Origin of the sequence: Streptomyces sp. NBC_00358 (assembly GCF_036099295.1) — a bacterium.
Classification (GTDB): Bacteria; Actinomycetota; Actinomycetes; order Streptomycetales; family Streptomycetaceae; genus Streptomyces.
Window position 1 is genome coordinate 9,108,400 of sequence record NZ_CP107976.1, and the last position, 25,288, is coordinate 9,133,687.

Annotated in this window: 24 protein-coding genes; 9 read left to right on the forward strand and 15 right to left on the reverse strand. The window is 68.3% G+C overall.

The window, feature by feature from the left end:
• Positions 1-433: 433 nt before the first annotated feature.
• Together OHT01_RS39155 and OHT01_RS39160 are read right to left on the reverse strand one after the other, a co-directional pair.
• Positions 434-655 (reverse strand): hypothetical protein, encoded by a 222-nt coding sequence (locus tag OHT01_RS39155; RefSeq protein WP_328558419.1) that lies wholly within the window; start codon positions 653-655, stop codon positions 434-436.
• 101 nt (positions 656-756) lie between these two features.
• Positions 757-1,590, reverse strand: a complete 834-nt coding sequence (locus OHT01_RS39160) for a hypothetical protein (protein ID WP_328557868.1) — start codon at positions 1,588-1,590, stop codon at positions 757-759.
• 208 nt (positions 1,591-1,798) lie between these two features.
• On the opposite strand from OHT01_RS39160, the gene OHT01_RS39165 reads away from it, so the two are divergent.
• The gene (locus OHT01_RS39165; protein ID WP_328557869.1) at positions 1,799-2,341 is read left to right on the forward strand and encodes a PadR family transcriptional regulator; all 543 of its coding nucleotides are present in this window, start codon (positions 1,799-1,801) and stop codon (positions 2,339-2,341) included.
• A gap of 187 nt (positions 2,342-2,528) precedes the next feature.
• Here OHT01_RS39165 and OHT01_RS39170 read toward each other — a convergent pair whose 3' ends face one another.
• Positions 2,529-3,308: a helix-turn-helix domain-containing protein gene (locus tag OHT01_RS39170; RefSeq protein ID WP_328557870.1), complete on the reverse strand. Its 780-nt coding sequence runs from the start codon at positions 3,306-3,308 to the stop codon at positions 2,529-2,531.
• A gap of 86 nt (positions 3,309-3,394) precedes the next feature.
• Between OHT01_RS39170 and OHT01_RS39175 the strand changes: the two genes are divergently transcribed.
• A complete protein-coding gene (locus OHT01_RS39175; RefSeq protein WP_328557871.1) occupies positions 3,395-4,369 on the forward strand; it encodes an LLM class flavin-dependent oxidoreductase in 975 nt (324 codons plus the stop codon).
• A gap of 297 nt (positions 4,370-4,666) precedes the next feature.
• Complete coding sequence (locus tag OHT01_RS39180) at positions 4,667-5,062, forward strand: hypothetical protein (protein WP_328557872.1); 396 nt, start codon at positions 4,667-4,669, stop codon at positions 5,060-5,062.
• Positions 5,063-5,082: 20 nt separating this feature from the next.
• Here OHT01_RS39180 and OHT01_RS39185 read toward each other — a convergent pair whose 3' ends face one another.
• Both OHT01_RS39185 and OHT01_RS39190 read right to left on the reverse strand, forming a co-directional pair.
• Positions 5,083-5,397, reverse strand: a complete 315-nt coding sequence (locus OHT01_RS39185) for a DUF6980 family protein (RefSeq protein ID WP_328557873.1) — start codon at positions 5,395-5,397, stop codon at positions 5,083-5,085.
• A gap of 249 nt (positions 5,398-5,646) precedes the next feature.
• Positions 5,647-6,933, reverse strand: a complete 1,287-nt coding sequence (locus tag OHT01_RS39190) for a glycoside hydrolase family 6 protein (protein WP_328557874.1) — start codon at positions 6,931-6,933, stop codon at positions 5,647-5,649.
• A gap of 553 nt (positions 6,934-7,486) precedes the next feature.
• Here OHT01_RS39190 and OHT01_RS39195 point away from each other — a divergent pair.
• Complete coding sequence (locus OHT01_RS39195; protein WP_328557875.1) at positions 7,487-8,215, forward strand: glycoside hydrolase family 16 protein; 729 nt, start codon at positions 7,487-7,489, stop codon at positions 8,213-8,215.
• A 93-nt stretch (positions 8,216-8,308) separates the two neighbouring features.
• Here the strand turns inward: OHT01_RS39195 and OHT01_RS39200 are convergent, their stop codons facing one another.
• Together OHT01_RS39200 and OHT01_RS39205 are read right to left on the reverse strand one after the other, a co-directional pair.
• Positions 8,309-9,322 carry a LacI family DNA-binding transcriptional regulator gene (locus OHT01_RS39200; RefSeq protein WP_328558420.1) on the reverse strand — a complete coding sequence of 338 codons (1,014 nt, stop codon included), beginning with the start codon at positions 9,320-9,322 and terminating at the stop codon, positions 8,309-8,311.
• Positions 9,323-9,962: 640 nt separating this feature from the next.
• Positions 9,963-10,469, reverse strand: a complete 507-nt coding sequence (locus OHT01_RS39205; protein WP_328557876.1) for a DUF6193 family natural product biosynthesis protein — start codon at positions 10,467-10,469, stop codon at positions 9,963-9,965.
• Positions 10,470-10,744: 275 nt separating this feature from the next.
• Between OHT01_RS39205 and OHT01_RS39210 the strand changes: the two genes are divergently transcribed.
• A complete protein-coding gene (locus OHT01_RS39210) occupies positions 10,745-11,137 on the forward strand; it encodes an IS5 family transposase (protein WP_328557877.1) in 393 nt (130 codons plus the stop codon).
• A gap of 347 nt (positions 11,138-11,484) precedes the next feature.
• Here OHT01_RS39210 and OHT01_RS39215 read toward each other — a convergent pair whose 3' ends face one another.
• The 3 genes from OHT01_RS39215 to OHT01_RS39225 form a co-directional block, all read right to left on the reverse strand.
• Positions 11,485-11,892 carry an FG-GAP repeat protein gene (locus OHT01_RS39215; RefSeq protein ID WP_328557878.1) on the reverse strand — a complete coding sequence of 136 codons (408 nt, stop codon included), beginning with the start codon at positions 11,890-11,892 and terminating at the stop codon, positions 11,485-11,487.
• A gap of 769 nt (positions 11,893-12,661) precedes the next feature.
• Entirely contained in the window at positions 12,662-13,888 is a 1,227-nt protein-coding gene (locus OHT01_RS39220; RefSeq protein WP_328557879.1) for an MFS transporter, read from the reverse strand.
• 333 nt (positions 13,889-14,221) lie between these two features.
• Complete coding sequence (locus OHT01_RS39225; RefSeq protein WP_328557880.1) at positions 14,222-14,446, reverse strand: hypothetical protein; 225 nt, start codon at positions 14,444-14,446, stop codon at positions 14,222-14,224.
• Between the two features lie 223 nt (positions 14,447-14,669).
• Between OHT01_RS39225 and OHT01_RS39230 the strand changes: the two genes are divergently transcribed.
• From OHT01_RS39230 to OHT01_RS39240, 3 genes are all read left to right on the forward strand, one after another.
• Positions 14,670-15,158, forward strand: a complete 489-nt coding sequence (locus tag OHT01_RS39230) for a hypothetical protein (RefSeq protein WP_328557881.1) — start codon at positions 14,670-14,672, stop codon at positions 15,156-15,158.
• A 38-nt stretch (positions 15,159-15,196) separates the two neighbouring features.
• Positions 15,197-15,502, forward strand: coding sequence for a hypothetical protein (locus tag OHT01_RS39235; RefSeq protein ID WP_328557882.1), 306 nt, complete (start codon positions 15,197-15,199; stop codon positions 15,500-15,502).
• A gap of 302 nt (positions 15,503-15,804) precedes the next feature.
• Positions 15,805-17,028 (forward strand): IS701 family transposase, encoded by a 1,224-nt coding sequence (locus tag OHT01_RS39240; RefSeq protein WP_443043340.1) that lies wholly within the window; start codon positions 15,805-15,807, stop codon positions 17,026-17,028.
• 272 nt (positions 17,029-17,300) lie between these two features.
• Here the strand turns inward: OHT01_RS39240 and OHT01_RS39245 are convergent, their stop codons facing one another.
• The 3 genes from OHT01_RS39245 to OHT01_RS39255 all read right to left on the reverse strand — a co-directional run bounded on the left by OHT01_RS39245 (position 17,301) and on the right by OHT01_RS39255 (position 20,983).
• Positions 17,301-17,744, reverse strand: a complete 444-nt coding sequence (locus OHT01_RS39245; protein ID WP_328557883.1) for an ester cyclase — start codon at positions 17,742-17,744, stop codon at positions 17,301-17,303.
• A gap of 706 nt (positions 17,745-18,450) precedes the next feature.
• The gene (locus OHT01_RS39250; protein ID WP_328557884.1) at positions 18,451-19,677 is read right to left on the reverse strand and encodes an RNA-guided endonuclease InsQ/TnpB family protein; all 1,227 of its coding nucleotides are present in this window, start codon (positions 19,675-19,677) and stop codon (positions 18,451-18,453) included.
• Between the two features lie 922 nt (positions 19,678-20,599).
• Positions 20,600-20,983, reverse strand: a complete 384-nt coding sequence (locus tag OHT01_RS39255; protein WP_328557885.1) for a hypothetical protein — start codon at positions 20,981-20,983, stop codon at positions 20,600-20,602.
• Between the two features lie 96 nt (positions 20,984-21,079).
• On the opposite strand from OHT01_RS39255, the gene OHT01_RS39260 reads away from it, so the two are divergent.
• On the forward strand, positions 21,080-22,741 hold the full coding sequence (locus OHT01_RS39260; protein ID WP_328557886.1) for a ricin-type beta-trefoil lectin domain protein: 1,662 nt from the start codon (positions 21,080-21,082) through the stop codon (positions 22,739-22,741).
• 286 nt (positions 22,742-23,027) lie between these two features.
• Here OHT01_RS39260 and OHT01_RS39265 read toward each other — a convergent pair whose 3' ends face one another.
• Together OHT01_RS39265 and OHT01_RS39275 are read right to left on the reverse strand one after the other, a co-directional pair.
• Entirely contained in the window at positions 23,028-23,624 is a 597-nt protein-coding gene (locus OHT01_RS39265) for a hypothetical protein (RefSeq protein WP_328557887.1), read from the reverse strand.
• A gap of 404 nt (positions 23,625-24,028) precedes the next feature.
• A complete protein-coding gene (locus OHT01_RS39275) occupies positions 24,029-24,886 on the reverse strand; it encodes a shikimate dehydrogenase (protein WP_328557888.1) in 858 nt (285 codons plus the stop codon).
• Positions 24,887-25,288 lie beyond the last annotated feature (402 nt).

Consider the following 25,288-nt stretch of genomic DNA (forward strand, 5'->3'; position numbering starts at 1 on the left):
CAGCGACGCGCACGTAAAAGGCTGCGGCCCGCCCGTCGGGCGGGCCGCAGCCGTGCCTCATTCCACACTCCAAAGCCGAGGGCACGGCCACGCTCTACGGACTCCAGGCGGGCCCCGGACTCTCCTGGCGGGAGCTCAGACAAATCTCCAACTCGCCCGCCCCGCACACACTTGGCATCCACGCACCGTATGCCCGCTTGCTGCTCCCGCTGCCCGCACTCGGTGACACCGGACTGCCAACTGCATAGAGGTCGCGTCGGAGTTGCGGCAGTTCACCCTGTCCGACTCGAACCGTCGTCCCCATCAGAACGCCCGCCACCGCGACGTCCTTGCCACCCGACAACGTGAACGAGTCCGCATCCGAGGTGAGGAGGCGGCCGCTGCCGGGGGTGTGCCGCTCACCACGATGACGATCTGAGCGGGAAGGCCAAAATCAGTGCTCGTCCTCAGGCAGGTGGAAATAGACGGTCCCCGATCGCCAGGGGCCGTGCTCGGTCATCTCCGACTCGATCACCACGTCCTGGATCTCGGCGGGGCCCAACTCCTCGATGGCATCCGCCAGCCGCCGAAGGAGGGCCGGAACACTGTCGCAGCCAGGGCCGGCGGGGTTGGCCTGCGAGAAGTGGCGCACGGTCCAATACGTCGGGGTATCCATCACGGACCGATCGTAAGACGTGCCATCGCCTGATCGGCACGCGACAGCAGAGCCAGGTGACCCCGCCGGAACAGGTGAGACGGTGATCGACCGGACAAGTCCTATCCGAGCTTTCGCAGCACCTCGGTGATGCTGGCCCTGTACGTCCGCAGTGCCTGCAGTCCGGCGGCGTAGCGCTCGTGGTGCCGTCTGATGTCCGCGGCCTGCTTCTGCGCCCGTACGCTGTGCCACAGTTCGGCCGTATGGTGGCGGCGCTTGCAGGTGACGTCCGCGACGGCGGTGGACCGCTCCCGCTGCGTATGCCGGGTGTTGCCGTCACTGCCCCGCTGCCAGGCGGTGTCCGTGAACGCCGCGACGGGGTCGGGATAGCGCGTGAATCCTTGTCCGGCCACGCAGCGCGACCATGTGTCCCAAGCCGCGCGCAGGCGCCGGTCGTGCTTGACCGCCTTGTCGACCTCGATCGCCCGTGAGTTTGCGTAGAGCCAGTCCCGCTTGAGGTCGATGCCGCGCATCAGCCGCCGGTCCGCAGCGGCGTTGCAGGCGGGGAAGTCCGCATACTCGGTGTTGGTCATCCGGCGGCCCTTCGGCCGGGCGGCCACGGATTTCGCCGGGTCCCAGCCGTAGCCCCAGCGGCGTGCGGTGACGAGATCCAGGGCGCCGTAGTCGGTGCCGACTGCGGTGGCGACGACGGGGTCGCTGGGGTAGCGGGGGTCGAGCGGGAAGTCAGGGTGGCCACGCTCCGCCATGCACTGCCGGACCAGCAACGCCGATGCCCGCTGCCATCGTTGGTAGTCCTGGGGCGTGTAGTCGTAGCGGTCGCCAGGCAGGGGGCCGACGTCCGACGACGTACGGATGACCTCCGGCTGTCCCGCACCGGAGAAGCAGATCACCACCAGCACTGCCACGGCACCCAGCCGCCACCCCCGCCTCTTCATGACCAGAGATGCTAGCGAGCGGCGTGCGGAGGCCGACAGTGGCCCCCGGCAACTCGGCCACGCACGCCCGGACTTCACGTGACGGAACGCTGCAGGACTTCCAGGTCCATGCTGCCCGCCGACTCCTGAGGGGGCGTCACGCCCTGCCGGTTTGGCGCAGCATTTAGCTAACCGCTATCTATATGGGGGTCGGACGGGAGAGCGGTCCGTGCAGGACGTGTTGCTGGCGTTGCTGACGAAGGAACCGTCGCACGGGTACGACCTGCGCCGACGGTTGGTGGCGGCGCTCGGGCCGTTGGGGCAGACGCTGAACGCGGGGCAGATCTATGTGACGCTCACCCGGCTCGAGAAGGCGGGTCTGGTGGTCCTGGAGCGTGAGGACGCGCCGGTGCGTGGCCCGCGGCGCAAGGTGTATGCGCTGACCGCGGCCGGCCAGGAGCGGGTTGTCGCGTGGATGGCCGAGAGCGTCGGGCCCAGAGCGGATGTGCCGGAGTTCCATCTGAAGCTGGTGGCTGCCGCCGAGTCGGGGCTGGCCGATCCGTTCGCACTCGTGGACGCCCGGCGGCGGGAGCTGATGCACAGCCTGGGCGAGGCCCAGCGCGCCGCCCCTACTCATGACACGGACTCGGAGGCCTGGCTGCTGCTGGAGGGGATCGCCCTCCGTCTTCAGGCCGATCTGCGCTGGCTGGAGGTGTGCGGGCGGCGCTGGTCTCCCCGCACGGCACGTGGGAAAGGCAAGGGAAACGAATGACGAGAGACGGTCAGCGCAGAGGTACGGGCGACAGCCCGGTCGAGGGACGGGCCGGCCGCCCACCCGGTGCGGCAGCCGTGCCGGTGCCCTCTGATACGGCGCGATCACGCACCTGAGCTTCGGAAGGTCGGCCACGGACCGAGAACCGGGGATTCGTACTCGACGACAACGGCCGCATCAAGACCGATTACATGTTCCCGGGTTCCGGACCGGCGGCAGCGCGAGCCATTGCCCCGGCGGCTGCGGAGAGAGCCTCGGCCGTCGCCGGGTCGGCCGGGAGGAACGCCTCCAGCTTCAGCTCGGCAAGTGTCACGTCAACGGCGGTGGCGAAGGTCGTCACGGTCGTCATCAGGCGCAACTCACCGTACGAGGACCGCAGGCGGAGCGGCACCGCGAAACCGAGTTGCCCGGCGGACGGCTCCAGCTCGGGAACGTACCCGGTGAGCTCGGCGCGCAACTCCTCCAGATGGCCAAGGCGCGCCAAGATGTGGCGCGCCCACTCGGCGAGGTTGAGGATACGGGGAGCCAGGCCGTCGGGATGCAGTGCCAGGCGGTAAATATTGGCGCCCGGACCCACCAGCTCGGCAGCGGCGCCCTCGGTGATCAGGTCGAATGCGGTGTTCGCGGCGATCAGGTCACCGCCCCGGTCCACAACCAGCGCCGGATACGGCAGATGCCCGCGGAGGATATGGTCGATCGCAGTGCGCACCGGGGCCAGCACCGGATCGTCCAGTGAGCTCTCCGGGTAGGCGGGCGCGTATCCGGCGGCCAGCAGCAACTCGTTGCGCTCCCGCAGCGGCAGCTCCAGCGACTCGGCCAGGCGCACGACCATGTTCCGGCCCGGGACAGACCTGCCAGATTCAATGAAGCTGAGGTGGCGCTGGGTGGTGCCCGCTCGCAGCGCCAGGTCGAGCCGGCTGACATGACGGCGGGTACGACGTTCACGAAGCGTACGAGGAAAGTCCACGGGCCTGTTGTAACGGCGTCGGAGGGTCCCAGGCCATTCCCCGCAGGGAATTGTCGCCACTCGCACCGGTCGTGACCATTGCCGACATGGACATCGGTGTACTCCTTCCGACCGGAACCGCCCAGTGGGGCGCTGCCGACGACCCCCGCGAGCTGATTGCCTTCGGCCGGTACGCCGAACGCTCGGGCTTCTCCTCGCTCTTCGCCAACGATTCCCTGATCAGCCCGCGCATCGAGGCGCTCACGATGCTGGCCGCACTCGCCCCGGTGACCGAGACCGTGACGCTGGGCACAGCCGCACTGATGCCGTTCCTCCGTCGGCCGATCCAGGCCGCGCAGTCACTTGCGTCGATCGACCTGCTGTCCGGTGGCCGACTCACCGTGACCGTCGGCGCCGGCTTCCCCGGCCGATTCGGGCGGCCCCTCTACACGCTGTCCGAGCTGCCGTGGGAAAGGCGCTTCGCCCGCCTGGACGAGACTGTCGCGCTGTGGCGGGCCCTGTGGGACGGCGCCGACGCCTTCCACGGCGAGATCCTCCGGTTCGATGGCATCCCGCCCACGACCAGGCCGTCCCGAGCAGGCGGTCCACCCATCTGGCTCGGCGGCGCGACACCCGCAGCGCTGGCCCGCACTGGCCGACTGTACGACGGATGGCTGCCCTACCCGTCTGACCCCGCCGACTACGCATCCGGCCTCCGCAATGTCCACAAAGCGGCGGCCGACGCCGGACGTGCGACCGAGGACATCACCCCCGCGCTATTCGTCTCGGTACGGATCGACAACGACATCGAGAGCGGCCGTCGGGCACTGGACGACTACGCGCGGGCCACATACGGAATGCCACTGGAGGAGCTGGAAAAGATCCAGGCAGTTGTCACCGGCTCCGCGGAACAGGTGATTGAAAGCCTGGGACGGTACGTCGCCGCCGGTGCTCGGCACATCGTCGCCCGCCTCGGTGCCCTGGACCTGCACTCCCAGCGCGACCAGCTCGAACGGATCGCAGACCTGATCCCCGCCGTCCAGAGGGTGGCTGATCGCGCCTCCACCTCGGAAAGCTCCTGAGTCCGGCCCAGCCGGCACGAAGCGACGATTACGGGACAGCTGTGAGGTTGGGCGTTCGGGCTGATCGCGAAGGATCCAGTTGCGAGAGGTGCAGCGCTCGTCCATCTGGCCGAGGCCCGGCGGAAGGTCACGGACGGGGCGGGCGCGCGACCCCAGTCCCGCGCCGGGTCCGGTCGGCGAGGCCTTGGATCGTGTCGGGTCCGGGGGCGGAGGTGGGATGATCCTGTCCTCTTCGGTCCGCCTGGCGACGCCACGCGGACCGGATCGCCGGTGACCGACGAGGAAGACGAAGGATCGATGACACTGAACGTGGGCCAACGGGTGCGGCTGGCGGCCGATCTCCGGTTGGCCGGGTCGGTGACCCCGGCCGGGGAGCCTTCGGAGGAGACGGGCGCCTTCGCCGGCTCTTTGGCCCTGGCAGCAGGCGTCGAGGGCACTGTCGAGCATGTCGACGAGCATCACCGGCAGCAGAGCCACGAGGTCCGTGAGTACCTGCGCCTCAAGTCGCTTCGCGACGACTTCGGCCACCAGATGCCGTCGGCGAGCAGGAAGCAACTGGACGAGCAGGTGGAGGCCCTGGAAGAGCAGTGGGTCGCCTATCAGCAACGAATGCTCCGCGTGACGGTCCGCGTCCGGCTCGACAACGGATTCGTCCTCGACGGTGTCCCCGAGGAGGCTTTCGCCTCCGCCTGATCGGGGAGGCTGCTGGTTCGTTACTTCTGGTGCAGTGAGCGGAGCCAGCGGTCGTCCTGGAATTCGGCGGGCACCTCGTCCTCCCAAGGATCGATCCCGCGCCGCTCCAGTTCGTCGAACCATCGGTCGCGCTGCGACTCGGGGAGGCGTCGTCCGCACCAGGGGCAGAAGTCGATCGTGATGCTCGACGTGCCGCCGTCATGGACGATCAGTCCGTACTCCTGGAACTTGGCACTGAAGTCAACGAGTGCGTCCGGGCAGGCGAAAGGGTCGTCGTGCTGGTCGCAGTGCACGTTCACGCGGCTGGTCATCGCCTCGCAGCAGTGATCGGTCATGGCCCCGGCTTCTCGTTGATCGGCAGCGTGACCAGAAGTAGATCACGGTCTGTAATGATCGCTGGCGGGCACGACGACGGGCGCGCCATCCGCGGTACAGGAGGGGCTGTTGCCGAAGGGTAGGAACCCCGGCCCCCGGCCACATCCGGCGCGGAGCGTTCCCTCCGGCCCGCCCGGGGTACGGACGGGCCGGAGGGGGTTCCGAGGGCCGGTGTCTGACAGTGCGCTGGTGGGGTCCGAAAAGCCCTGTCAGCGAGGGTAGTTGAACGTCATTGGTGGGCTGGCGTTGCGGGCGAGGGTGTGGGCGAAGTCCGGCCACCAGGCGCCGGCGGGCGGGTCCTCCACGCCGCCGTACTCGGGGTCGCCCGGCCCGGCCGTGCCGCGGTGGCAGGTGCCGTCGGACTCGCCGATGGTCTTCACATAGAGGTAGGCGTCGGCCAAGGGGGCGCCGGTGTCGGTCGTGGGGCGGTCGCCGACTCCGCGGCCGGGGGCGTTGCACCAGTGCTCGTCGTCGGTGTACTTGCCGGGCGGCGCCGTCCACGCGCCGAGTCCGTTGCGGCTGGTGTCGAGGACGTAGTGGGTGAGCCGGTCGGTGGGGGGTGTGCCCACGTTGTTGTCGTACCAGGCGTCTGTCCAGTGCCAGGTCGAGGGATCGGCGAACTCGACCGCGTCGCCCGGGAGTCCGTCGTTGGGTGCGGCGGAGGAGTAGTACTGGCTGGCGCATCGGCTGGCCGGTCCGGCCGCGTCGGCTGAACTCGTGGCGAACCAGACGCACTTGGACACCCACGTGGCGTACCGGTTGAGCTGGTCGGTGGGCTGGTAGTTCGAGACGTTGAGGGCGAAGCCCTGGGCCTGTCGCAGGCCGGCGTCGAGGAGCCGGCCGGTGATCTCGCCGACGGGCTGCCAGTTGCTGGTGCCGGCGTCCAGGTAGACGGAGGTGGCGGGGTCGGCCCCCAGGGTGCCTACCGCCGATCTCACCTCGGCGATCCGGGCGGTGGTGAGCGAGCCCGTCGGGTCGGTGGTGGGTCCGCAGTCCTTGGGGAGCAGCGCGAGCGAGTCCGGTTCGACGATGACGACGGCCTTGCTCGTGCCGATGGCGCCGGCTACCGCCTTCACCCACGCGTCGTAGGCGGCCGAGTCCGCCGCGCCGCCGGTCGAGTACGAACCGCAGTCGCGACCGGGGATGTTGTACAGGACCAGCAGCGGGACGGAGCGGGTCGCCCTCGCGTCCCGGACCAAGTCCTTGACCCGTGCGCCGACTTGCCGGGGTGTTCCGTCGGTCAGCCAGATCGCTTCCGGCCAGGTGGCGAGTTCGGCCATGTTCCGCGCGTCGGTGATGTGCCCGGCCCGCAGGTCGGTGAGGGCCTGGTGGGCGGCCTCGCTGTGCGGATCGACGTAGAAGCGGGTGGAGCTGTCCAGTGTGCGGCTCGGTGTCGCCCTGGGGGTGGCCTGGGCGGCGGGGGACAGGCCCGTCACCATGACAGCCGCCGCACAGGCCAGGAGGGCCAGTCGGCGGAGCGGTCTGCCCTTGATCATGGGGCGGAGTCTCCTTGTCGTGAGTGGGGGGTGTGCCGGGCGGCTGCGCGGACGGCGGCAACCGGGGCTCGCGGATCGCGTGACGAACTGTCAGCGGAGCGCGGGTCGGGGGTGATTGACTTTTGGGAGCGCTTCCAGTTTTCAGTGATGATTGAGCGCCCAGGGGACGGTGTCAAGGCTCACGACGCCGATGTGTACAAACGGCTGACGGGGAGTCGTGTCCGCCGAGCGGTCGGTGGCCGACCGGTCGAGGGAGGCCGTACGGCGCCCCTTTGCCTTCAGGTGTCGAACTCGCTGGGCATCTCCCATCTCGCTTGATGCGGCGGGAACTTCATTCGAGCTCGTCCGGTGAAGTGATCGACCTCCATCAGTTCAACAGTTGAAGTCGAACCCATTGACAGCGTGTTACGGCGCTGCCATGTTCACCGTCAAAGGCGTGGCTCCGTGTCGGTCCGGCACCGGCGCGCATGCCGCGCCTGTCGGAGGGAGGCGCCTCCTCGGCATTGGAAGCGCTTCCAAAAATCCCCCACGACCCCGAGCAATGGAGCTCACCATGCCACTTACTCTCTTCAAGTCGGTCCGGAGCGCGGTCACGCTGTTGGCGGCGTGCCTGCTGCTTCCGCTCGCGGCTCATTCGGCACACGCCAGCTCCTGGGGAAGCCCCCAGACCGTCAACTCGTGGAACACCATCAACGGGAGGTGGACCCCCAACAACGAGCTGGAGACGTACACGCCGAACTGCGTCTGGTACGACGGCGGCACACTGATGATCAAGACCTACAAGGCCGCCGACGGCACGTACTACTCGGGCCGCGTGGAGTCGAAGGCGCTCTACGGCTACGGCACCTACAGCTTCACCGCGAACATGCCAAGCGGGCAGGGGCTGCTCCCGGCGGTGTGGGCGGCCTACCTGAACCCGTGGCTGCCGGAGTTCGACGCCGCCGAGATCGTCGGGCAGAACCCGAACACCGTGTTCCAGACGCTCCACGACCAGAACAACGCGCAGACCCAGTACTCGAAGAACAACTCCTCGGGCTGGACCAACGCGTTCCACACGTACTCGTTCACGTGGTGGCCCGATCACGTCGACTTCGCCGTGGACGGCACCATCACGGGCTCGAAGCCCTACACCACCCCGGCCGGCACCGGGATGCACTTCATCGTCGACACGGCGGTGGGAGGCGACTGGCCGGGCAATCCGAACGCCTCGACCTGGGCGACAACGGACGGCGCCCGTTACCTGAAGGTCTCCTCGATCACGTACACGCCGTACTACCCGTGACCTGACCCGACCAGGCGGCCGTCCTCCTGGGTGGCCGCCACCTTGCTGTGGCCCCCACCTCGTGCGGGGCGCCGTGAAGGCGGGCCGTCCGGGTCAGGCGCTGGCGCGCACCACCAGATGCGAGGGAAGCAGCAGCGGACTCGGATCGCCGCCCTCGATGACACCGACCAGCATGCGGGCCATCTCCCGTCCCAGGTCCCGGATCGGCTGGTGCACCGTCGTCAGCGCGGGGTCGGTGATCCGCGCCACCGGCAGATCGTCGAAGCCTACGACGGCGACGTCGTGCGGAACGGAGCGGCCGGCCTCGCGCAGCGCCCGCAGCGCCCCCACGGCCATGTTGTCGTTGGCCGCGAACACGCCGTCCACGTCCTGGTGCTGCGCCAGCAGCCTGGCCATGGCGGCAGCCCCGCTGGGCTCGTTGAAGTCGCCGATCTCGAAAGCGTGCGGTGTCCGCCCGGCGAGAAGCAGCGCTTCCCGGTAACCCTGGTGGCGGGCGCGCCCCACCTCCGTGTCCAACGGGCCGCAGATGGTGACGATGTTCTTCCGTCCGCTCGCGAGGAGATGTTCGGTCGCGCGGCGCGCGCCCGCGGCATTGTCGATGTCGACGTACCAGCGCGGGTCCGAGCCTCCTGGCCGTCCGCCGAAGACGACCGGCAGAGTCGTCTCCGTCGCCATCTGCGCCAAAGGGTCGTCGCCGTGGAGCGCCATCATCATCACGCCATCCACGCCGCGGGACCGCAGCAGGTCGCCCACCCGCTTGCGAGCACGGTCGGAGGCGGCCAGGCACAGCATGAGATGCAGGTCGGCCTCCTCCAAGGCGCTGGAGACCCCGGCGATGACCTGCCCGAAGAAGGGGTCGGCGAGCACCGAGGGGTCGTGCTGCGAGATGACGAGGGCCGCCGCCCCCGCCTGCCGGGTGGCCAGCGCCCGGGCCTTCGGGTTCGGCACGTATCCCAGGTCCCGTACCGCCCGCTCGACCGCTTCGCGTTTGGCGCGGCTGACATGAGGGGCGTTGTTCAGCACCCGGGACGCGACGGAGCGGGAGACCCCGGCGAGCACGGCCACCTCGTCGAGCGTCGGCCGTCCCGGCGGCGAGACCTCTCTCATCATCTGCCCCTTCTTGTCACCGCTGTTGTCACCGCATCCTTGAAGCGATTGGAAGCCCTTCCATTCTCGTCTGTTCCGACCCGGGCCGTCTGCTTTCCCGGTCCGCGGCAGCACACGCCGACGATGGTTCCGGGACCGCCGACCGCGAGGCCCGTTCATCCCACCGCGCCCCGCTCGCAGCACACCGCCTCAACCCCGTACACCGTCCGCGTCGTTGGAGCCCGCAGTGCAAGGACGGGGCGACTCCGGCGACGGCCGCAGGCACCCGAGCCGTCTGACTGAGGCCGCATGACCGCCGGCGCTCCGGGCAGAACTCGGGTCCCCGGACGAATACTTCCAGCCGCCATCTATTGCTGTGGCTGGTTTTAGGTGCAAGGTGTGCGTGAGCCCATCCTGTGTCCTCCTCAGGCTGGGATCACCCCTCGGGTCCCGCCTGAGCTGTGCTCTTGGCGCGGGGGCCCGCCGCTCCTCCCGGCTCCCCACGGGAGGCTCTGCGGCTGCCCTCAGCCCGGGTCGCGGTTGCCAGGGCCCCGGACGGGCCGTCATCAGTTCAGCCAGGGCACCTTCAGTGAACGGCAGGTGCCACTGCGGGTGTTGGATGATGCTGCAAAGCCCCACGCGCTGCCCGCAGTCTCCAGCCTCAGCTCGCCGGCCCCAACCCCTCCGGGAGGGCGGCCACCACGAAAGCGACGGCTTCCTCCGGCGTCTCGGTGCGCGCAACCAGCATGCCTCCGTTCCGCACCCCGTACAGCCCCTCGTCGTACGGGCAGATGATGTACCCGACCCGCGTCTTCCAGAACTCCTCGACACTGGTGGAGAACCAGAGGCTGAAGTGACTGTTGACCGGCATCAGCTGGCGGAGCACCGGCTGGGCGTACGCCGCCGCCAGCACCGAGTGGGGGCGCGGGTGCCGGTCGTACGGCGGCATGTGGATGCGGTCGAGTTTGGCGCACCACGTCAACTCGACCACACCGAACGGCTCCCGCTCGTGGACGAGGGCCCAGGGCCTGAAGCGGATGAACGGGGCGCGTGCTCTGGTCTCCTCGAGGCCCGCGCCGCCCGTCCACGCCGCTGTCGCTCTGACCGCTTCGGCCAGGTCTGCGGTCCACCCGCAGGCCAGATGTGTGCCGTTGTCCTGGAGGTTCACCTGGAGATTCCGACGCCCTTCTCCGGGCGGATACACCATCACGCGCCGACCGTTCCTCGCGTCGACGTACTCTGCGAGGCGACCCCATTTCCCGTCCGACTCGGGCAGGTCAAGCCCGAGCCCCTCGGCCGTACGTCCTAGCGCAGCCCGGAGGGCTCCGTCATCGTCCCAGCCACCTTCGCCAAGCCCCGCCCCGAAGTTCATCGCACCAGTGTGGCCGAATCACCCGGGCCGGATGACCGCCACTTTCCGATCATCGGATCGTTGGTCCGGTCGTGCCGTTGACTGACGCGCAGTGGGCGCGCATAGAGCCGTTGTTGCCGGATCGGACGCCGAAGCGGGGCGGGCGGTGGCGTGATCACCGCCGGGTGATCGACGCGATCGCTTGGGCGTTCCAGACCGGTTCGCAGTGGATACACCTGCCCAGCGAGTACGGATCGTGGAAGGGCGTCTACATCCGGCTGCGGAACCGGGCGATCGACGGCACCTGGGAGCGCGTCTTCACTGCCCTGCTCGCCCAGGCCGACGCCGAAGGCGACCTGGATTGGGTCGTCTCGGTCGACTCCACTATCGTGCGCGCCCATCAGAACGCAGCCGGGGCCCGAAAGAAGGGGCCCCGGCCGACGAACCAGACCACCACGCCATCGGACGCTCCCGCGGCGGGCTGACCACCAAGATCCACCTCGCGGTGGACAGCCGCTTGCCGCCCGCTGTGCTTTGTCCTCACCCCGGGTCAGGCCAACGACACACCCGTTTTCCAGCAGGTCATGTCCGCCCTGGAGAAACGTGGACTGGCCGGTGGCCCACGCTGCTGCGATCGCCTGGCACGCGGTGAAGGCGGGAGAGCCGATCACGGTCCTGTCGCTGGAACCCGAGCTGTACGCGGGTACCGGCATTACTCCGCTGAACCCCACCTGACCCTGATGAGGCTTTCGGAATCTCCGCACCTGGTACTCATGGGCAGGACGGACTTGCTCGCTGCAGCTCCGCACGGGGGAGTCCGTCGGCGCGGACGCTAGCGACCTTCGCAGGCGCCGTAGCCGAGGGCATCGGGGGCGCGGGAGGGAAAGTCCGACTCCCCGTAGAATCCGGTCTCCTCACGGCTCACGGACACGCCGCCCCTGTCCTGTCGGCCGATGCGGCGGGAGACGGCGCCGTCCCCGGTCGACTGGAAGACCTCCAGCTCGGCGCGGCCGTCGTGGTTGGTGTCGACGGCCCGTGCTTCGTACACGAACGACGATGACCCGATACGGATGGTGCCCGTCCGGTCGCTGCTCAGGTCGCGGGCGAGAGGCCCGTAATGCACCTCATGCACCACCATGTTGTGCTGCGGTGAGTCGCCATTGTCGCGCTGGCTGTAGAAGACGGCCAGGTCGAGGTAACCGTCGCCGTCGAAGTCGCCGAAGGCTCCCCGCGTCCTCATGTCCTTCCTCCATGCGCCTCGCAGCTTCTGCCAGGATCCGCGGGCAGCGTCGACTTTGACAATGGTCCGGTGATCGTCTTTCTGGAAGACCACTGAACTGGTGACCTCGTTGATCTCGTCCAGGTGTCCGTCAGCGTCCAGGTCGGCCCGCAGAGTCAGAGTGAAGCCGTCGATGGAGCATATGGCCATGGGGGCGTGGTCGCCGGGTCGGGGTCCGGTGCCCAGCAGAAGCCACGTACCACCGGCGATCACGGCGAGACTGCAGCCGAGAGCCGTGGTGAGCCGCTGGCGACGTGTACGCGGTCGCGGCAGCGACGAGAGCACGCCCCGAGGCGTGGCTTGCTTCGGGGGAGTGGAAGACGGCATGCCAGGACCCTACTTGGACTGCGCTGGGCCCGCGGCAGAACTCCCGTCTCAGGTGCCAGCGGCAACCGCCTGAGGAGTGAAGAGCAGCACTGGCCCTTTTTTCGGAGATCATCATCAACCCGCGCCGCCTCGGGCGCTGGGGGCCGTTTCCTGCGGGAAACGGCCCCCTTCTTTCGTCAGCGCCCGGTGTGCAGGTGCACCTGCCGGGCGCTGACCAGGCCACGCCAGCGGCTGCGGGTGTGCTGTTCAGGGTCGAGCCACCGGACTGCGGAAGTCTGATCGACAGGCAGGTCGGCCATGAACTGGGCGATGTCGACGAAGCAGGAGTGATCTTCGTCCGATGTCTGTTCTCGTAGCCGGGCGTCAAGACCCGACAGAGTTTCTCAGTTTGAATCCCGGATGCCTATGACCCGGGCTGGCAGCCTGAACCGCCCCGGCGGGTCGACACCGTGGTTTCCCCGGGCGTGGACGACTTCGGCACGTCCGGTGACGAGTCGCGCAGACCGCCGAGCGTCAGGACCGTCATCACCACCGCGGCCCCCGCTGCCACACCGAACCCGCCGTGCGCACCGCCCGCGTCCACCACCCGCCCCGTGACCGCAGCGGCCCCCGCCGTTCCTGCCGCGCTCGCGGAGTTGCCCCAGGTGAACGCCTGGGTGAGGACGGCGCGCGGGACCGACGCCTCTGTGAGGACGGAGGCGAGGATCAGCAGCACCGGCACGGCAAGTCCGGTCACGGCAAGGGTGACGCCGACCGCGAGGGGCGCGTCGAGGAAGGTCAGAGGGAGGCTCGCGAGGGCGAGGCAGGCGGCGGCCGCGGCCTGGCGGCGCCGGGGTGAACCGCCGTCGCGCCATGCTCCGTAGACCCAGCCACCCGCCAGATTCGTGCAGTTCGAGGCGAAGTACAGCAGCGCCGCCGCGTCCGGCGTACCGCGTCCGACGGCATACGCGGCGACGGACACCTGCATCGCGCCGAAGAACACCCCGAGCCCAAGGCCGAGCGCGACCTGCCGCAGGAATGCGGAGTGGAACAGGGCCCGTCCGGCGCGCCGGCTTTCCGCGCGGTCGGTGAAGGGCGGCATGGTGCGGCGCTGGGCGGCGAGGGCGAGTCCGCCGCCGACGACGAATACGGCGGCCAGCAGCACCCCGGCACCCGGGCGCCCCGCCGAACCGATGACGCTCACCAGGGCCGGGCCTGCCAGGTAGGCCACGCCGTTGGCGAGGGCCTCCAGTGCGAAGGCGGTGGGCAGCGAGGCCGCCCGTTCCCCGGACAGCAGGGTGGACCAGCGAGCGGCGGACAGGGCACCGAGTTGGGGCAGAGTCGCCCCGACGAACACTCCGGCGACGAGGTCCGGAACGGCACCGACGAGCAGCGACGCCACCGCCCCGGCATGCGCGACCAGCACGCAGGGAAGCACCCGCGCTTGCCCGAACCGGTCGACAAGGCGCCCGAGTTGAGGTCCGGCGACGGCGTCCGCGACAGCGAATCCACCGGTGACGAGACCCGCGGCGGCGTACGACCCGGTGCGCGCGTGCACCAGCCAGACGATGCCGATCCCCGTCATGGCGATACCCAGACGCCCGACAGCGGCAGGAAGGAAGAAGGCGGCGGCGCCCGAAGTGCGCAGCAATTTACGGTAGTTCGCCGAAGCCGAAGGCACGGCGCATCCCTTTCGCTGCCCGGCGGGACGCGCCACACGGGGTCGTCGGCGTCCGGATGCGCCGACCCGTGGCTGCGCCTGAAGCCGTCCAGTGGTGGCGTGGAGCGGGGACGCGCACCCCACGCCGACTCCGTCACCGGGCAGATGTCATGCGGTAGTTGATGTCATCCCAAGGATAGAGGAAGGGGGCGCAGGTCGAACTGCCTGACGGAGCGCGACACCTTGCGAGTGGGACACCTTCTCCGCATCCCCGACGGCCGGGACCGGCATTGTTGGTGCCGGCGCCGGCAATGCCGGCGCTCGTCAGCCTTGCCGCCGACGCCGCCGCAGAACACCGAAGGTGCCGCTGAGGGCGACGAACAGGGAGCCGCCCACCAGCCAAGGCAGGTTCGAGGTGACAGATGCCGCGGGGTGCTGCTCGAAGAGCATCCGGGACACTGCTTCCCCGAGCAGCCCGCCGGTCAGCGTGAGCCCCCAGAACATCAGAAGGATCGTCCAACCGTTCCGGGCGCGCATCCAGTCATTCACGTGGTCATCTTGCTCCCAGCGTCCCCTCGGTCACAAGACACACTGAAAGGCGATGACCGCCGGTACCAAGACCGACGGCAAGGTCGCGCACAAGGACTGCGGGGGATGGCATGGATCACGACCAGTGAGTGCTGATCGAGCCGCTCCCGTCGAACGGGCCGTGGGCAAGTTCCATGCCGAACCCGGCGTTGACCTGATAGAAACGCGTCGAAGGTGGAGGGACATGGGTGGCTTCAAGTGTGGATGCGGCAACATCTTCAGCGGGTCTCACAACCCGGGGCAGCAGTTCCGGCTCGTCCCGGATGAGCTCTTCGACCAGATGGCCTGGCCTGCTTCCGTCGATCTCGGCACCCCTGAACGGCAGCGTGCCGTTGAAGCGTCCTTCTCGTCGCTGTACGTCTGTGGCAACTGCGGACGGCTTCACCGGGATGGCGAGAGCGGAACGATCATCTCGTACGTCGCCGATGCCTCCCTACCTCGGATCTGGGCCGACTTCACGCTGCGGGATGCGATGGGTCGAGTCCTCCTCTGCCAGGACAGGAGCCTTGCTGACATCCGCCGCCAGAAGCTCCTCCTCAACCAGCCTTTGTCCGTAGTCCTCTACGGCGAAGCGGGTACTGAGGTGCTGGGGGAGGCCGAGTTCGGCCTGGACGCCGCCGGCAGCTACGACGAATCGCTCTGGGCGGTCAGGCTGGATGACCGCCCCGCTTAGTCTCCCCGGAAACAGCCCGGCCGAATTGCGAGAAGTCAGTGATCCGAGACCTGTACAACGTCCGGGTACATCCCGAGGAGGGCGGATCCACGCCCCTGACGGCGGAGGAAGAGCAGCGCGCTCGGGCGGTGTTGTTCAGCGATCTCGGCAACATCATCGCCGAACGAGGCTGGGTACGGTTCCCCGCATACTCGCCGGAGGAACGCCGCCGACTGGTCGATGTCGCGCACCGTCTCAGTGCTCATTGGGGGCAACAGGTGTTCATCGAGGCCGAAGACCAGTGCGCCATGAAGCTCTATCTCGGCGGGCACGGATCGCAGCCGGCGAATGCGCTGCTGCCGTGAGCGGGAGATCCCCATCTGCGCGATCTCGGTCAGTGGATCATGGTTGGGTGATCTGACGCGATGAACTGGTCATACCGCGCTGTGGGCGCACGACACGGTGCCCACGCTGGCGGAGCGGCCGGTGGACCGGTTGGTCGCACTGGCACTAGTACTCCAGCAGGATTTCGCTGTCTGACCTGGTCTTTCGCCGGGTGGCGGGAGTGTAGCGGGACTTCGGTCGTGCGGGGGCGGTCTCACGGAGACCGCCCCTCGATCATGTGACAACGCTGCAGGTAGTGACAGCGGCGGGGCAGCCTCCGAGGGTGATCACCGAGTATGCCGCCGCGCAGTGGGACCTCGAACTGGACGATCTCTTCCTGACTATCGGGCACCGCTTCGGCCGAGTCGAGCTTCGTCGCCGCATGCGCGACTACGTACGTGGGCTGCTCGCCCCGGTGGCCCGCAAGAACAGCTGGCAGTTGGCCGAGCAGGCTGGCCACCGCACGCCCGACGGCCTGCAGCACCTCCTCGCCGGAGCGAAGTGGGAGCCCGATGACATTCGCGACGACCTGCAGGAATACGTCGCCGACAAGCTCGGCGAGAACGACGGCGTGCTGATCATCGACGACACCGGGTTCATCAAGAAGGGCAGTACCTCCGCCGGGGTCCAGCGCCAGTACTCCGGAACCGCCGGCCGCACCGAGAACTGTCAGATCGGCGTCTTCGGCGCCTACGCCTCGGCCCGTGGCCGGGCTCTGGTCGACCGTGAGCTCTACCTCCCGAAGTCGTGGACCGAGGACCGGGAACGCTGCCGCACCGCAAGGGTCCCCGACGAGCGGGAGTTCGCCACCAAGGGCGAACTGGCCCGGCATATGGTGCTGCGGGCCCTCGCCTCACCGCTGCCCATCGCGTGGGTCACCGCGGATTCCGCCTACGGTCAGGACAACCGATTCCGTCGGCTGCTGGAACAGTCGGGTGTCGGCTACGTGCTGGCTGTGCCCAAGTCGCAGTTCAGCGTGGGCTGTTCACGGATCGAGGGTCTGTTCGCGCAGGCCCCGGACGAGGCGTGGGAGAAGATCTCATGCGGCAACGGCGCGAAGGGGCCCCGCGTCTACCACTGGGCAGCAGTACGGCTGCCGGCCGTCGCCGAGTTCGACTATCAGGGCGAGGTCCCCCATCGAATGCGATGGGCACTGGCCCGGCGCAGCATCAGCAAGCCCGACGAGATCGCCTACTACCTCGCCTACGCACCGCTTCAGGTCACCGTCCAGGAGCTGGTGCGGGTCGCCGGCACACGCTGGGCGATCGAGGAGTGCTTCCAGGCCGCGAAGAACGAATGTGGCCTGGACCAGTACGAAGTCCGCCGCTACGTGGGCTGGTATCGGCACATCACTTTGGCCATGCTGGCGCACGCCTTCCTGTCCGCCACGGCATACCAGCCCTGGGAAAAGGGGGCGGAACAGGTGAGACAACCGGGGCCGTCGGGCTCACAGTGGCGGAGGTTCGGCGACTCCTGGCAGCTTGTCGTGCCCGACCCCCGCACCTGAGCGGACACCGCGGACGACACCACGCGCTGAGCTGGTCGAACTGGCGCCGCCGACGCCAAGCAGTCGCCCGCCGCTGTCACTACCTGCGGCGTTGTCGCACGATCGAGGGGCGGTCTCCGTGAGACCGCCCCCGCACGACCGAAGTCCCGCTACACTCCCGCCACCCGGCGAAAGACCAGGTCAGACAGCGAAATCCTGCTGGAGTACTAGGCGGAAGGCTGGCGGTGAGCGCCGCCGAGGGTGTGACGAGGCCCGCCGCCGTGCCTTCGACGCTACGTCTGCGATGGGACGATCCCCAGTTGGCGCAGGATGCCGAGTTCGTCGGGTCGGCCCCACCGCTCGACGATGCGTCCGCCCCGGATCCTGAAGATGTTGGTTCCGTGCAGGGTCAGGGAACGGCCTTCGGCCGGGGCCGGCACTCCGAGCAGTTCACCGCGTTGCGTCCCGCCGGCGGTGAAGTGCTCGACGACCAGGTCGCCCTCGGCAATCATCAGGTGCGGATCGCTGCGCCAGTCGGGACATGCCTCCCGGAACAACGCGGCGGCGGAGCGGAAGCCTTCACGGTCGGCGGGCCCGTTGAACGGAGGGTCGTGATCGACGAAGTCCTCGGCGAGGTACTCGTCGACCGCGCCGAGGTCGCCCTTGGTGAACAGCGCGTCGATGAACGCGCGCACAAGGTCCTTGTTCTCGGCGAGGGTGGTTTCCGAGGTGGTCATGGCCTCAGTCTCGCCGTACACAACCTGGCACAAACCGGGAATTCCTCCTGTTCACCCCACTGCATCGCGATGGCCCGCCGCCCGGTCTGGTGAAGCCTCCGCCGCCGTCACCTGCGGCAGCGGATCACCGCCCGCCTCCAGGCGTGCTGCCCTGTGAGCGGGGCCCCCGCGAGGACGTTGCCGATGCGCGTTCCTCCGGCAGAGGTCGTGGTCGGTGTCCCACGAGCGGGGAACGTGGAGTTCCCGGTCCACCACCGCAGGTCCCCGCTCTCCTGCGCAGACCGGGTAGGCGGCGACCTGGGCGTCACCCGCGGCCACGGCGAGATCGTTGGTCTGCACAAACCGATGATCAGCGGTGGCCAGTCCCGTGCCCGTCGCCAGTCTCCACCGGTGAGATGGGGGTGCCGGCCACCATGAAGTCCTGGACCACCATGAGTCCTGGACTCTACGAGTTGAACCAGCGAAACCAGATGGGCCTGGCTACGCCCGCGTGCCAGCTCTCGGAAGCGGTACGACGCTGTTCGGGTGTCGTCAGCGACTCCTCGTGGCCGAGCCAGTCCAGGTACCACTCCGCGAATGTCGCCGCTTGCCGGTCATCGTTGAGCAGTGGGTTCAGGCAGTCGCACGTGGCACGCCCATCGAACCACATGGTTCCTCGTATGGGCCCGCCCGCTGACCACGAGAAGCGTTTGACATCCTCCCGGCCCTAAAGGGCCAGGATTCCTACTACGGTCGGCTGACCGTCTCGGCGGGTTGCTGCTTCATCGCGCGGTGCCGGGACGGATCCCGGGCTTACCTGCGCTCCACTGCCGTTTACGGTCTCCACCTGTCCGGCGGCGACCTTGCGTCCTTCGGTCCTGATGTTGACCGCGGCGTTCACGTCGCGGTCGTGGACCGTCCCGCAGCCCTGACACGTCCACTCGGGGACGTTCAGCGGCTTGGGGCCGTCCTTGAAGCCGCAGGCGGAGCAGAGCCGGGAGGACGGGAAGAACCGGTCCACGCGGGCGAACACCCGCCCGTACCGTGCCGTCTTGTACTCCAGCATGCTCACGAACGCCGACCATCCGGCGTCGTGCACCGACTTGGCCAGGCGCGTGCGGGCGAGACTCTTCACCGCGAGGTCCTCGACGTACACCGCTTGGTTCTCGCGGACGATCGTCGTGGACAGCCTGTGGTGGAAGTCCCTGCGTGCGTTCGCCGCGTGCGCGTGAGCGCGGGCGACCTTGACGACGGCTTTCCTGCGGTTGTTCGAGCCCTTCGTTTTGCGGGCGAGGTTCCGCTGCGCCTTCCTCAGCTTGCGCTCGGCGCGGCGGAAGAACTTCGGCGCGCTCACCTTGCGGCCGTCGCAGAGGACCGCGAAGTAGGTGAGGCCGAGGTCGATGCCCACCTCGTCGGCGGTCGCCGGCATGCGGTCCAGGTCGGCGGCCGGGTCGGTCTCCACGACAAAGCTCGCGAAGTACCGGCCCGCCGCGTCCTTGGCCACGGTCACCGTGGACGGCGTGGAGGGCAGAGACCGGGACCATTTCACCGGGATGTCGCCGATCTTGGGCAGGCGCAGACGGCCACCTGGTGTGATCTTCCAGCCGGCGTTGGCGGTGAAGCGGATCGTCTGCCGGTTGTCGCGCCTGGACTTGAAGCGGGGTGCGCCGATGCGAGGGCGCTTGCCCTTGAGACCGTCGAAGAAGTTCTTGTACGCGGTATCCAGGTCCCGGAGGGACTGCTGGAGGACCACCGACGACACCTCGCCGAGCCAGGCCCGGGGCTCGGTCTTCTTCGACGCGGTGAGCCGCTTGGACGGCAGCCCGGCCTCGCGGGCATCCTCGCGGATTCGCAGGGCGTCGTTGTACACCACCCGCACACAGCCGAACGCCCGGGCCAGCGCGGTGCACTGCCCCGGCGTCGGGCTGATGCGGAAGTTGTACCGGAGCTGCATGACCGCACCCTACCGATGGTCCATGTCAGTCACTGCCTGCATGTGCGGCAAGACAGCCGGTCACCGGACACGGCGTCGGCTTGGCCCCGGCGCCACCGCAGGAGCCCGGCTACGAAGATCACGCGCTACGGCTGGAATACGAGACGATCCGGAGAACCGCCGGCTCAAGGGGGAAGTTCGCCAGGGTGAGCCTCGGCTCGGCACCTGTGGATCAGGGTTGTCCGTTGGGGTCGAGTTACGTCTTGCCGTAGGGGGAGAGGATCGACGCCCAACCAGTTCCCAGAGCGTTCACACTGCGTTGGAGCGGCCCCTCATCCTCTGAGTCGTCGGCGTACCGATGCTCGCCACCGGCTGCGGAGGTGACTGCCTTGGCGAGCCGTTTGATCTCCCGTAGATAGTCGAGTTGGGAGGGCTCTGGCCTGGTGATAGGGGCAGTGTCGCATCGCTGCCCTTGACCTGCGCGGCCGCTTTTTCATGTCACGCGAGCAGATCCTGGCGCTCAACCAGGCCGCCGTTCTCGAACCGGGCCCCGGTGCGGACAAGGGGTGCCGAGTGCCCGGCGGGAGTTGCAGGTGTTTACGGCAGCAGTGTTCCAAAGGAGTGGGCCGGCCGCTGATCTCGGTCGCGGACGATGAGATCGGCGAGGCGTTGGCCCGGCTACGGGAGCGGAGTGAGTCGGGTGAAGAGGCGCTTGGCGTTGCGTGTGGTCAGGTCACGCCAGGTGTCGCCGTGGGGCTGGAGTGCGTGGTCGATGGAGGCGATCTGTGCGGTGGTGCCTGCGGCAGGGGTGCAGCAGTAGTCGCTTCCGTAGAGGAGCCGAGTTCACCCGCCCATGACCTGACATCAGCAAGGTCCCCACCCATGACCGCATCAACGACTGAGCTGGCCACCCGTCGCGGCGAGCACCGTTGCAGTACCAACCTCATGATTTCTGGCGCATCACATCAGAAATCGTCCAACGTGCCGCCAGGGCCAGGGGATTCACGTCGATCCCGACGATCCATGAAGATCGATCCTTCCATGCCGAGGTCCGTTGCGGAGCCTTGACGGCATTGGTCCGGTCCAATAGCGTCGCCCCCGCACAGAACTCCACACGGCTCAACACCCGCCAGCCGTCACCTGCGTTGACAGTGCGTCCGCTCGACAAGGAGACGGAAGCCCGACCGCCCATTGCGGGGCCTGACTGTCCATGGCAACTCAGGCGCCGGTCTCCGCCCTGCTCGTCGTCATCCACATCCCCAAGCGCGCGTTCGCTGCTCACCGTTGGCGGTGAGCAGCAGGGCACGTAGCGGACAAGCACGATCACGCCTTCTCCCCGGAGGTCCGACCCATGCAATTATCCTCTGCAAGACCGCGGCGCCGCGGATGGAAGAGCGCGCTGACGCTGATTCCCGTCGCCGTCATGACGCTGGCGGCCACCGTCACCGGGACGCTGAACGCCGAGGCGGCAGTGCCTCCGACGCCGTCCGGCTTCACGCTCACCTGGAGCGACGACTTCAACGGCGCGTCCGGCACCGGCATCGACCAGAGCCTGTGGAAGTACGACACGGGGCCTGGCAGCAATTTCGGTACCGGTGAGATCGAAACCATGACCAACAGCACCTCGAACGTCTACTACGACGGCCAGGGGCATCTGGTGCTCCAAGCGCAGCACTCCGGTTCCGACCCGCGGGGCGGATGGACCTCCGGACGCGTGGAGACCCAGTCGGCGGCCTTCGGCGCCCCGGCCGGGGGAGTCGTACGCATCGAGTCCGTCCTCCAGCAGCCCAACGTCACCACCGCCAACGGCGCGGGCTACTGGCCGGCGTTCTGGATGCTCGGCGCGCCGCTGCGCGACGGTGTGACCTGGCCGAAGTCCGGCGAGATCGACATCATGGAGGACATCAACGGCCGCAGCTCCGATTTCAGCACCCTCCACTGCGGTGTGAACCCGGGCGGACCGTGCAACGAGTCCACCGGCATCGGCTCGGGCGAACGCGCCTGCGCCGGCTGCCAAACCGGCTTCCACGACTACGCGGCGGAGATCGACCGCTCGGTGTCGCCGGAGCAGATCAGGTTCTACCTCGACGGGAACAACTTCTTCACCGTCAACGCCAACCAGGTGGACGCGACGACCTGGGCCGACGCGGTCGACCACCCCTTCTTCATCATCTACGACCTGGCGATCGGCGGCGGCTTCCCGGACGCCTTCGGCGGGGGCCCGAACGCGTCGACGGTCTCCGGCGGCAAGCTCGTCGTCGACTCGGTGGCCGTGTACAACAAGGGCGCCGGCTCCGGCGGCGGAGGCGGCGGCGGTTCGACGACCGGACAGACGATCACCGGACCCGGCGGCAAGTGCGTCGATGTGGCGGGTGACGACACCGGCGGTGACGGCACCGCAGTACAGCTGTGGGACTGTCAGTCGGCGGCGAAGGACCAGCACTGGACCTGGAGCGGCCAGACCCTCCAGACCCTCGGCAAGTGCCTGGACATAGCCGGCGGCAACAGCGCCGGGGGTACGAAGCTGCAGCTCGCCACCTGCAACAGCGGCGGCTATCAGGCATGGGTGCGACAGAGCGACGGCTCGCTGCGGAACCCGGCCAGCGGCCGGTGCATCGACTCACCCTCGGGCGCCACCGCGAACGGCACACGGCTGCAGATCTGGGACTGCAACAGCTCCGGCGCTCAGAACTTCGCCATCGGCACCCCGATCTACGGACCGGGCGGCAAGTGCGTGGACGTGGCGGGTGACGACACCGGTGGTGACGGCACCGCGGTCCAGCTCTGGGACTGCCAGCAGGCGACCTCGCTCGACCAGAAGTGGACCTGGAACGGCCAGACCCTGCGCACGCTGGGCAAGTGCCTGGACATCGCAGGCGGCGCCAACGCCAACGGCACCCAGCTCCAACTCGCCACCTGCAACGGCGGCGGCTACCAGAACTGGGTCGCCAACGCCGACGGCTCGATGTCCAACCCGACCACCGGCCGGTGCATCGACTCACCGTCGGGCGCCACCGCGAACGGCACACGGCTGCAGATCTGGGACTGCAACAGCTCCGCCGCCCAGAAGTTCGCACTGGCATGAGAGAGGACCACGACCACCGGCGGAATCCGTCTCCTGTCTGACGGGTGCAGGTCGCGCTACCCGCTTGCAGGATCGGCCACACCGCAATGCCCGGCATGAGCGAATATCTGGCATTGCGCGCACGAATTGTTCCGGGCTCGGCGTGAACTGAGGCCGGGTACATCGAAGAGCCGCACCTGAGCCGCTGCGGCTCTTCGATGTATCACTCCGAACTCAGCCGCTGCTCAATGTCGTTGACTCAGCCTTGAGCCCCGTGCGCTCTCCTGGATCACAAAGACGTCGCTTCTTATGGCTCGGGTGAGGGCTGGGCGGCCTGGGGAAAGCCCAACTCGTCCAGCAGCGCGCGGAAGAGGTCCTCAGCGAAGATCTCCCGCGAGCGCAGTAGTTCTTCGATGCGGGGCTGCTGCGCTGTGGCTGGGATGCCAGCCGATGCAGCCCAAACGAGGGCGCCTTCAGCGTCGGCAGGAACATTCACGTCGAGCTCCGCGCGCTTGTGCCTCACCGCCTCGTTGAACGCGGGTGTACCCACCCACAGGCTCACGTCGTCCAGATCCTCCGGTTGCTCCGTGAGGAGTGCCGCAGCGATATCCAGGTTGAGCCACGCCTGCCAACGCTGCCCATTGGTTCCCAGCCCGGTCACGAGGGCGATGTCACTGTCGGAGACGTCTGCGACGCAGGCCGGTGCACCGGTCCATCCGACCAGGGGAGACAGGCAGTCGTCCTCCCATAGTCCGTGATCGAACTGGAGGGTCTGCCAACCGCCCGGTCGGGGCGACCATGAATGCACAGTGTCCTTCAGCTCCTGATGGATACTGTCGAACACGGGTGCTTCCAGCAGCGGACGCTTGCTACGGGCAAAGACCAGGTGACCCGAAAATCCCACGGGACCTCCTCCTTGGAGACGTTGCGCGCACCTTATGCGTTGCCACCGACACAGCAAGCTTGAGCTGGCTCAGCTGTTGAGCGGTGATAGTCCCCGGCCCGTCGCCGGTCACCACCCTGCGGGCGTTTCACCTCCGTCGGCGGCATCACCCGCCGGAACAGCACCCACAACTCGTCCGGCACCAACCGCTCAACCAGGTCCGTCGTGCATGGTTCAACGAACCATCACACCGCAAGAAGCAGCGTCTTGAGCGCGTACGCGGATGATCTGGCCGTACGGCGACCGTGGCCGCCCCTGTTGGCTGGTGAGGAGTCGGGCAACGCGGGGCATTGCCTTGGTTCGTGCGCGGTCGAGTACGCGGCCGCGTGACTGAAGCGTTGCTCCTGCGCATCGCAGGTCCGGCTTCAACTGTGAGCGGCCGGTTCGGCCGTCAGGTCGGCGAAGTCCCCGAGCATGTGTGAGGTGTGCGCCTGTCGGCCCGTGACGAGTTGGAAGTTACGCGCTGCCGCATGGACCAGCATGCTCCCGCCCTGCAGCACCGGGCACCCCAGGGCCCGTGCCGCCGGCGCGAGCGATCCGGGGCCAGGGTGGTGGTCAAGGTCGCAGATCCACAGGTCGCTGCGCAGCGACTCGGTGAGCACCTGGGCCAACCGGTCGGATTCCTCCGTGAGTGGGAGGGCGTTGACGAGTCCGTCGGCCTGCTTGAGGTGATGGTCGAGAACCTCGGCCGGATGGGCTGTGGCGGGACGGTGCGCCGTATGCCGGTTCACGGCCTCGGCCAGGGCTGAGGCCAGGGCCGGGTCGGTGTCGATCAGGGTCAGATGTTCCACGCCGCGCTCGGCGAGTGCGTGGGCGACCGACACGCCGGCACCTGTCGCGCCGACCTGCACGACCCGGGAGAGAGCAGCGCCAGGCAGGCTCCGCGCGAGGGCGGCGGTGAAGGCTTCCATGCCGGTGTCGTGGCCGGTGGCCCGGCCGTCCGCGCCGTAGACGACCGCGGTGACCGTGCCCGTTCTGGCGGCTGCCCGGGACAGTCCGTCCAGGGCCTCCACCGGGTGATCGATGGAGGCGGCCACGCCGAGTCCCGAGAACCCGAAGACCCTGCAGTCGTCCAGCAGCGTGCCGAAGTCCCGCTGGCAGTCCAGGTGCCGGCACAGGTAGCGCAGGTGGTGGCGTTCGGCTTCGCGGCGGTGGAGTTCGGAGCTGACCGAGAACTCGGCCTCCGGCGCAATCAACCCGACCAGGTACGAGTGCTGGTTCATCCGGACTCCACACGAGTAATGTACGAACTGGTTCGTTATCCATATCAGGGATCGGCGCGCTGCGGGAAGTGGCAAGGATGCTCCGACCGCGCCCAGGACACGTCGCGCCTCCGGGGCGGGCGAGGGGGTCACACGGGCACGGCCGTCTCGCCGGACCGGTTACTTCATCCACCGGTTCCTGTCCCCGGTGACCGTTCGATGACCGTGAGCACCGGGGTCCGCAGGTCCGTCGGATGCCGTAAGTACCTCGCGCCGCGTGCGGTCCGCGTCCCGGGGGAGAGCGCCGCCGGTGACCTGGCACGGCACCGGAGACGGAGCGACCGGCTGGTGTCCGCTGACGGCCGGGTGGGTGGTGCGCCCTCCGTGGTTGAGTGCCATGCAGATGAGAGTGCCGTGGAGGTG